The sequence below is a fragment of the Streptomyces durbertensis genome (genome assembly GCF_014156695.1).
Lineage (GTDB): Bacteria > Actinomycetota > Actinomycetes > Streptomycetales > Streptomycetaceae > Streptomyces > Streptomyces durbertensis.
The window spans coordinates 1-6,433 of sequence record NZ_WMLF01000311.1 but is presented as its reverse complement, the minus strand read 5'-3'; the positions used below and the strand labels follow the sequence as shown (position 1 = coordinate 6,433).

Annotated in this window: 5 protein-coding genes; 3 read left to right on the top strand and 2 right to left on the bottom strand. The window is 74.4% G+C overall.

The features are described 5' to 3' along the window. Positions 1-264 precede the first annotated feature (264 nt). Positions 265-1,830, bottom strand: coding sequence for a D-alanyl-D-alanine carboxypeptidase/D-alanyl-D-alanine endopeptidase (gene dacB, locus GL263_RS18885; RefSeq protein WP_182856909.1), 1,566 nt, complete (start codon positions 1,828-1,830; stop codon positions 265-267). Between the two features lie 102 nt (positions 1,831-1,932). Between dacB and GL263_RS18880 the strand changes: the two genes are divergently transcribed. Next, entirely contained in the window at positions 1,933-2,424 is a 492-nt protein-coding gene (locus tag GL263_RS18880) for an inorganic diphosphatase (protein WP_143646894.1), read from the top strand. 204 nt (positions 2,425-2,628) lie between these two features. Here the strand turns inward: GL263_RS18880 and GL263_RS18875 are convergent, their stop codons facing one another. Continuing rightward, positions 2,629-4,497: a threonine/serine exporter family protein gene (locus GL263_RS18875; protein ID WP_182856908.1), complete on the bottom strand. Its 1,869-nt coding sequence runs from the start codon at positions 4,495-4,497 to the stop codon at positions 2,629-2,631. A gap of 216 nt (positions 4,498-4,713) precedes the next feature. Here GL263_RS18875 and GL263_RS18870 point away from each other — a divergent pair, with 216 nt between their 5' ends. Further along, on the top strand, positions 4,714-5,685 hold the full coding sequence (locus GL263_RS18870) for a DUF368 domain-containing protein (protein ID WP_182856907.1): 972 nt from the start codon (positions 4,714-4,716) through the stop codon (positions 5,683-5,685). Positions 5,686-5,871: 186 nt separating this feature from the next. Beyond that, the coding region (locus GL263_RS18865; RefSeq protein ID WP_182856906.1) for a GNAT family N-acetyltransferase at positions 5,872-6,433 on the top strand (562 nt) is incomplete at its 3' end.

Sequence of the window (6,433 nt, the reverse complement as noted above, 5' to 3'; positions counted from 1 at the left end):
GAGCGGGGCGGGGAACGGAACGTGCGGCGCGAACCGGGTACGACACGGCCCCGACAAGCCCGACAAGGCGGCGGGCGCCGACGCGGGGCGCCACGGGGACCGGCACTGCCGCGCACTCGCCTGCCGCCGCGGCGGTCGGACCGGCGGCGGCACCGAACCGGCGCGGCGGCCGCACACACCCCGAGGCGGGCGTCTCGGCGCGTCGGGCGCCCCAGCGTGTCGGCGCCCCTTCGTCGTCGGCGGCCCGGCGCGTCCGGCGCCCCGTCAGCGGCAGCCGCAGCGCGCGACGGTCGCGGCCATCGTGTCCAGCGCGTTCTGCGCGGCACGCGGGTCGGCGGTGCCGGTGGTGACAAAGGCGAAGGACAGCAGCCGGCCGTCGGCGTCCACCACCGTGCCGGCCAGCGAGTTCACGCCGGTCAGCGTGCCGGTCTTGGCCCGCACGAGGCCGGCGCCGGCGGTGGCGTCCGGTGTGTCGTAGCGGCCGCCGAGCGTGCCGGTGAAGCCGGCCACCGGCATGCCGGTGAGCAACGGGCGCAGTTCGGGGCGCCGCTCGTCGGCGGCCCGGGCGAGGAGGGTCGCCAGGAAGCGGGTGGAGAGCCGGTCGCCGCGGCTGAGCCCGCTGCCGTCGACCAGGCGCATCCGCTCCACCGGCAGGTCGAGCGCGGCGAGGCGGGCCTTGACCGCCTTCTCGGTGCCGGCGAAGTCGGCCGGCTTCCCGGCGGCCATCGCGGTCTGCCGGGCCAGTGCCTCGGCCAGGTCGTTGTCGCTGTGCAGCAGCATGCGCTCGACCAGTTCGGCCAGCGGCGCCGAGCGGTGTTCGGCCAGCAGCGCGCGGCTGTCGGCGCCGCCCTTGGCGCGGTTCCAGCCGGCCGGGGCCTCGGTCTTCACCGTGCGGTCGGTGTCGACGCCGTTGTCGCGCAGCATCGTGGCGAAGGCGACGGCCGCGTCCGCGGCCGGGTTGGCGGCGCGCGGCGCGGGGCCCCGGGTGGAGTTGTCGACGCGGGCGGCGTTGAGCATCAGCGGCGTGAGCGGCGCGATGTTGTCGTTCACCCCGATGGGGTGCTGCTGCGGGCCGTCGTAGCCGGTGACGTCGTAGCCGACGCTGCGCGGCTCGAGGCCGCGCGAGCGGACGGCCTTGGCGGTGTCGGCCGCCAGCGCCTCCAGCTGGGACTCGGTGAGCGTCGGGTCGCCGCCACCGACGAGCACGACCCGCTTGTCCCCGGCGTCCCACACCGCGCGGGTGGGGATGCGGTGCTCTCCGCCGAGCGCGCTGAGCGCGGCGGCGGCCGTGGCCAGCTTGATCGTGGAGGCGGGCACGACGGGCTCGCCGCCGCCGGCGGAGAACAGCTCCCTGCCGGTGCCGACGTCCACGACGGAGACGGTGGTGCGCTTTCCGAGCGCCTTGCCCTCGTACTTCCTCAGCAGTGGGCGCAGCGCCTTGTCCAGGCCCTTCTCGGTGGGGGCGGCGGCGCGGTCGCCGAGCGCGGCGAGCACGGGTTCCGCGCTGGGCGCGGGCTCGGCGCCCAGCGCCTTGCCGTCGGTTCCGTCGCCCGTGCCGGCACCGGCCTGGGCGCCCCGGCCGTCGTCGGTGTGGCCCTGGCCACTGTCGGCGCCGTGCTCGGCCGCCCAGGCGCGTTCGGCCTTACGCTGGCCTGAGTCCCACGGCCCTGTCGCGGCCACCGCCGTCAGGGCGGCGGCCAGGCCGACGGCTGCGGCCCCCGCCGCCGTCTGCCAGGTACGACGCTGTCGCGGGGGCGTCGTCCGCCAGCGGAGTCGGACGGTCCGGATCGGCCGGTCGACCGCGTCCAGTGAACGAACCCACCTGTTCATGGGCGAACCGCGCACTCCGGACCAGCCCCTTTCGCTAGCACACACCTGCGTGGGGGACACTTAACCACCAGACACATGTGTTGATCACGGAGGAGCCTCCCAGTGGAGTTCGACGTCACCATCGAGATCCCGAAGGGGTCGCGGAACAAGTACGAGGTCGACCACGAGACCGGTCGTATCCGACTGGACCGTCACCTGTTCACCTCGACCGTGTACCCGGCCGACTACGGTTACGTCGACGGCACCCTGGGCGAGGACGGGGACCCGCTGGACGCGCTTGTCCTGCTGGACGAGCCGACCTTCCCCGGCTGCATCATCAAGTGCCGCGCGATCGGCATGTTCCGGATGACCGACGAGGCCGGCGGCGACGACAAGCTGCTGTGCGTGCCGGCGTCCGACCCGCGCATGGAGCACCTGCGGGACATCCACCACGTGTCGGAGTTCGACCGCCTGGAGATCCAGCACTTCTTCGAGGTCTACAAGGACCTGGAGCCCGGCAAGTCCGTGGAGGGCGCCAACTGGGTCGGCCGCACCGAGGCGGAGGCCGAGATCGAGGCCTCCATCAAGCGCCTTGAGGCCAACGGCGGCCACTGAGCCGCCGGGCCACTGAGCCACCGTCTCCCGCCGGGCGTTCCCGGCTGTGACGTACGGGGTGGGTACCGCCAGGCGGCGGCACCCACCCCGTTGTCGTACGTGCCGGGCGGGGCGTACGGCGGGGGCGCGCACGGCCCGCCGGGCGTGACCACGGCGCGCATGGCCAGCGCACGGCGACCGACACGCGCCCCGCACGCCGCCGCGTCAGAAGCCCCTCGTGCGCTTCGCCGCGCGCCGCCCCGGCAGCGGCGTCTCCAGCCCCGGCGCCTTGATGAACAGCCGCGCGAGTTCGCCGCCGAGATTCACTCCGATGGCGATGGCCAGCGCCAGCGCGGCCGCCGTCGCCAGGTGCTGGAAGCCCTTGTCCATGTTTCCCTGGGCGACGCCCAGCAGGCCGAAGTACGTGGCGCTACCGGGCAGCAGCGGGCCGATGGCCGCCGTGATGTACGGCATCGACGACGCCGACTGGTAGCGGGAGAGCAACTGCCCGAAGAGCCCCACCAGCCCGGCGGCGGCGAACGTCGCCGGCACCGGGTCGATCCCGCCGGTGTGGGCGAGCGAGCCGAAGACCAGCCACGCCACACCTCCGTTCAGCGTCGCCCACGCCACCGTGCGCAGCTCCTGCTGGAGCATCACGCAGAACGAGAACGTCAGCAGCATCGCCGCGAACAGCTGCGTCACCGGCCGTCGCCGGGAGTACACGGCGTCCGGGTCGAAGCCGGGCCCGAACTGCTCCCCCAGGTACAGCACCGCCAGCACCCCGACCACGATGCCCACCACGAGGTACACGACCTCCAGCAGACGGGCCGAGGCGGTGATGTAGTAGCCGGTCAGGCCGTCGTGCACGGCCGCCACCAGCGCCCGTCCGGGGATCAGCGCGAACAGCCCGCCGGTGATCACCGCCGACGCCCGCACGTCGTCGAAGACCGGATGGGTCACCAGCGTCACCATCACGCCCATCGCGGCGGGCGGCATCGCCGCGGCCACGAACTGGTAGAACTCCGGCAGCCCCCGGCTCGACAGGGCCCACGCCAGCCGGTCGCCGAGCATCGCGCCCACCGCCGCCAGCACGAAGACGATCGGCCCGCCGCCGACGAGGGTGGCCGCCGCGCCCGCGAGCAGTCCGGCGGCCGCCGTCAGCTCGTTCTTGCTGAACGGGTGCCGGTTGCGGCGGATCTCGGCCAGCCGGCCGTACGCCTCCTCCAGCGTGACCTCGGAGGACGTGATGTCGTCGACCAGGCGGAACACCGCCGCCAGCCGGGTGTAGTCGGTGCCCCGGCGGCGCACGGTACGGCTCAGCGTCACCGGGTCGTCGACCAGCGACGGCTGGTACACCACCGACAGCAGCGTGAACGTGACGGTCGGCTCGCAGCGGTCCAGCCCGTAGGCGTGCGCCACGCCGAACATCGCCGCCTCGACATCCTCCGCGCCCTCGCCGCCGGCGAGCAGCAGCTCGCCGATACGCAGCGTCAGGTCGAGCACCCTCGGCGCCGCCGGCCCGGACTCCTCGTCGCTCTCCCGGCGGGCGACGGTCTCCTCCGGCGGCGCCGGCCGCTCGGCCAGCGGCATCCGGACGATCGTGCGCATCCGGTCCTGCCACGGCGCGTACTGCCGGGCCAGCGGCCCGACCGTCGGCATGCCCCTGACCGGCGTGAACTGCGACACACTTCCCGGCGGCTCCGCCTCCGGCGGCCGGACGCCCTCGGGCACGGCGAACTCGGACGTCGGGTGCTCTTCCGAGGCGTCGGACTCCGGGGGACGCAGCCCCGCCGGCAGCGCGAACTCCGACGTGGGGTGCTCGTCGGCCGGGGGCGGCGGCAGCGGGACGCCGAGCGGCGGCGTGAACGCGCTGTGCGCCTCGTCGCTGAGGAGCTTGCCCTCCTCGTCCCGGTCGTCGGCCCACGCCGGCTCGCCGCCGGGCGGTCCCGGCGGGGTGTCCGGCGCCTCCGGTCCGGCGTCCGGCCCCGCGTCCCGCCCAGCGTCCGGCCCGGCGTCCCGCCCGGTGTTCCGCCCTTTCCGCTCGGCGTCCCGCCCGGCGTTCCGCTCCGGCTCGCTGCCCTCGTCCCCGGCCACTTTCGGCTTGACTCTCCTCTTCCGCTGCTCTTCCGCTGAACCGTTTCCGCTGCCGTCGACACCGGACAGCAGCCGTCCGAACACGAGATCACGTACCCGGGAACGGGTGGTTGTCCCCACCTCAAACGTACGGTCGACCCGAACGGCCACCCGACAGCCGCAGCATAGGATGAAGGCCGTTCTGCCGCCTGTGGAGCCCTGGGGAAACTGGAGACCATGTCGACCACGACCAACACTTCCGTCGGCGCGCGAGCGTTCAACGTGTTCCGAGGCGCCCTCATCGGTGTCGTCGAGGTCGTCCCCGGCGTCAGCGGCGGCACGGTCGCGCTGATCATCGGCGCCTACGAGAAGCTGATCGGCGGCGCCGGCCACATCACCACCGCGATCCGCTACGCGGCCTCCGACCTGCCGCGCCGACGCGGCGCCACCCGCGCCCGCGACGAACTGCGCAACGTCGACTGGCCGGTCGTCGTGCCGATGCTCATCGGCATGGCCTGTGCCCTCGTCCTGGGCGCCAAGCTGGTGGCGCCGCTCGTCGAGAGCCACCAGCAGTACGCCTTCGCGCTCTTCCTCGGCCTCGTCCTGGCCTCCGTCTGGGTCCCCTACAGCCACTCCGGCCAGCGCTGGAAAGCCGGCAACTACCTGCTCGCCGGCGCCGTCGGCGTCGCCGCCTTCGTCGTCACCGGGCTGCCGCCGTCGGAGACCAGCGGCAACCCGCTCACGCTCTTCCTCGGCGGCTCCGTCGCCATCTGCGCCCTCGTCCTGCCCGGCCTCTCCGGCTCCTTCATCCTGCTCACGATGGGCCTCTACCAGCCCGTGATCGACGCGGCGAACAGCCGCGACCTCGGCCTGCTCGCCGCCTTCGGCCTGGGCTGCATGGTCGGCCTGGCGGTCTTCGTCAAGCTGCTCAAGTGGCTGCTGGAGAACTACCACCACACCACCCTGGTGGTCATGACCGGCCTGATGGCCGGGTCCCTGCGCGCCCTGTGGCCCTGGCAGGACGACGACCGCAACATGTACGCCCCCGGCGACGGCGTCCCGCTGACCTTCTCCCTCATGGCGCTCGGCTTCGTGATCGTCGCCGTCTCGATCATCGTCGAGATGCGCCTCAAGCGCGCCCGCGAGCGGGCCGCCGGCGGCCCCGGCAACCCGCCCGCGCAGCGCCGCCGCCGACACGCCCGCGTCTGACGCCCCGCACCTGCGTCTGACGCCCCGCGCCTGCCACCCCCGCGCCTCGCGCGCCCTCGTGGGCACGCGCCCGCGTCTCACCACGCGCGCTCCCTCCCTGGAGTGACCCCGGCCCCGTGGCCGCATGGGCGGCGACCATGCCGGGTACCCCGTACCGAGCTACGACGCGCTGAAGGGAACCGCCGGATGACAGCGCCGCCCGTCGCCACCGTCGAACGCCTCGACGGCCCGGCCACCGCGCGCGCCGAGGCGGCGTTCCGGCAGGTCTACGCGGCGACGTTCGCCGAACCGCCGTACCTGGAGACCCCCGAGACGATCGCCGCCGCCTTCTCCGACTTCACCGAGCAGACCCGGGCGCCCGGCTTCCGCGCCGCCCTCGCCCGCGCCCGCGCCCGCGCCGGCAGCCTCCGGTCCGGCGGCCCCGAACCGGTCGGCATCGCCTTCGGCCGCTCGCTGGCCGCCGACAACGTCTGGTGGGACCGCCTCCTCGAACCCGCCCCCGCGGACCTCTCCCACGAGGACGGCCGCCGCACCTTCGCCCTGCTCGAACTGGCCGTCCGCGCCCCCTGGCGCGGCCGGGGCGTCGCCCGCCGCCTCCACGAGACCCTGCTGGCGGACGTCCCCGCCGAACGCGTCCTGCTCAACGTCCGCACCGACGCCGACGCAGCCCGCGCCGCGTACGCCTCGTGGGGCTACCAACCCGTCGGCGAGATGCGCGGCGACGACGGCGCCCACTACACGATGATGC

Bases quoted from the DNA above. Each gene is read 5' to 3' on its own strand.
- dacB (WP_182856909.1), bottom strand. From the start codon at position 1,830: ATGAACAGGTGGGTTCGTTCACTGGACGCGGTCGACCGGCCGATCCGG.
- GL263_RS18870 (WP_182856907.1), top strand. From the start codon at position 4,714: ATGTCGACCACGACCAACACTTCCGTCGGCGCGCGAGCGTTCAACGTG.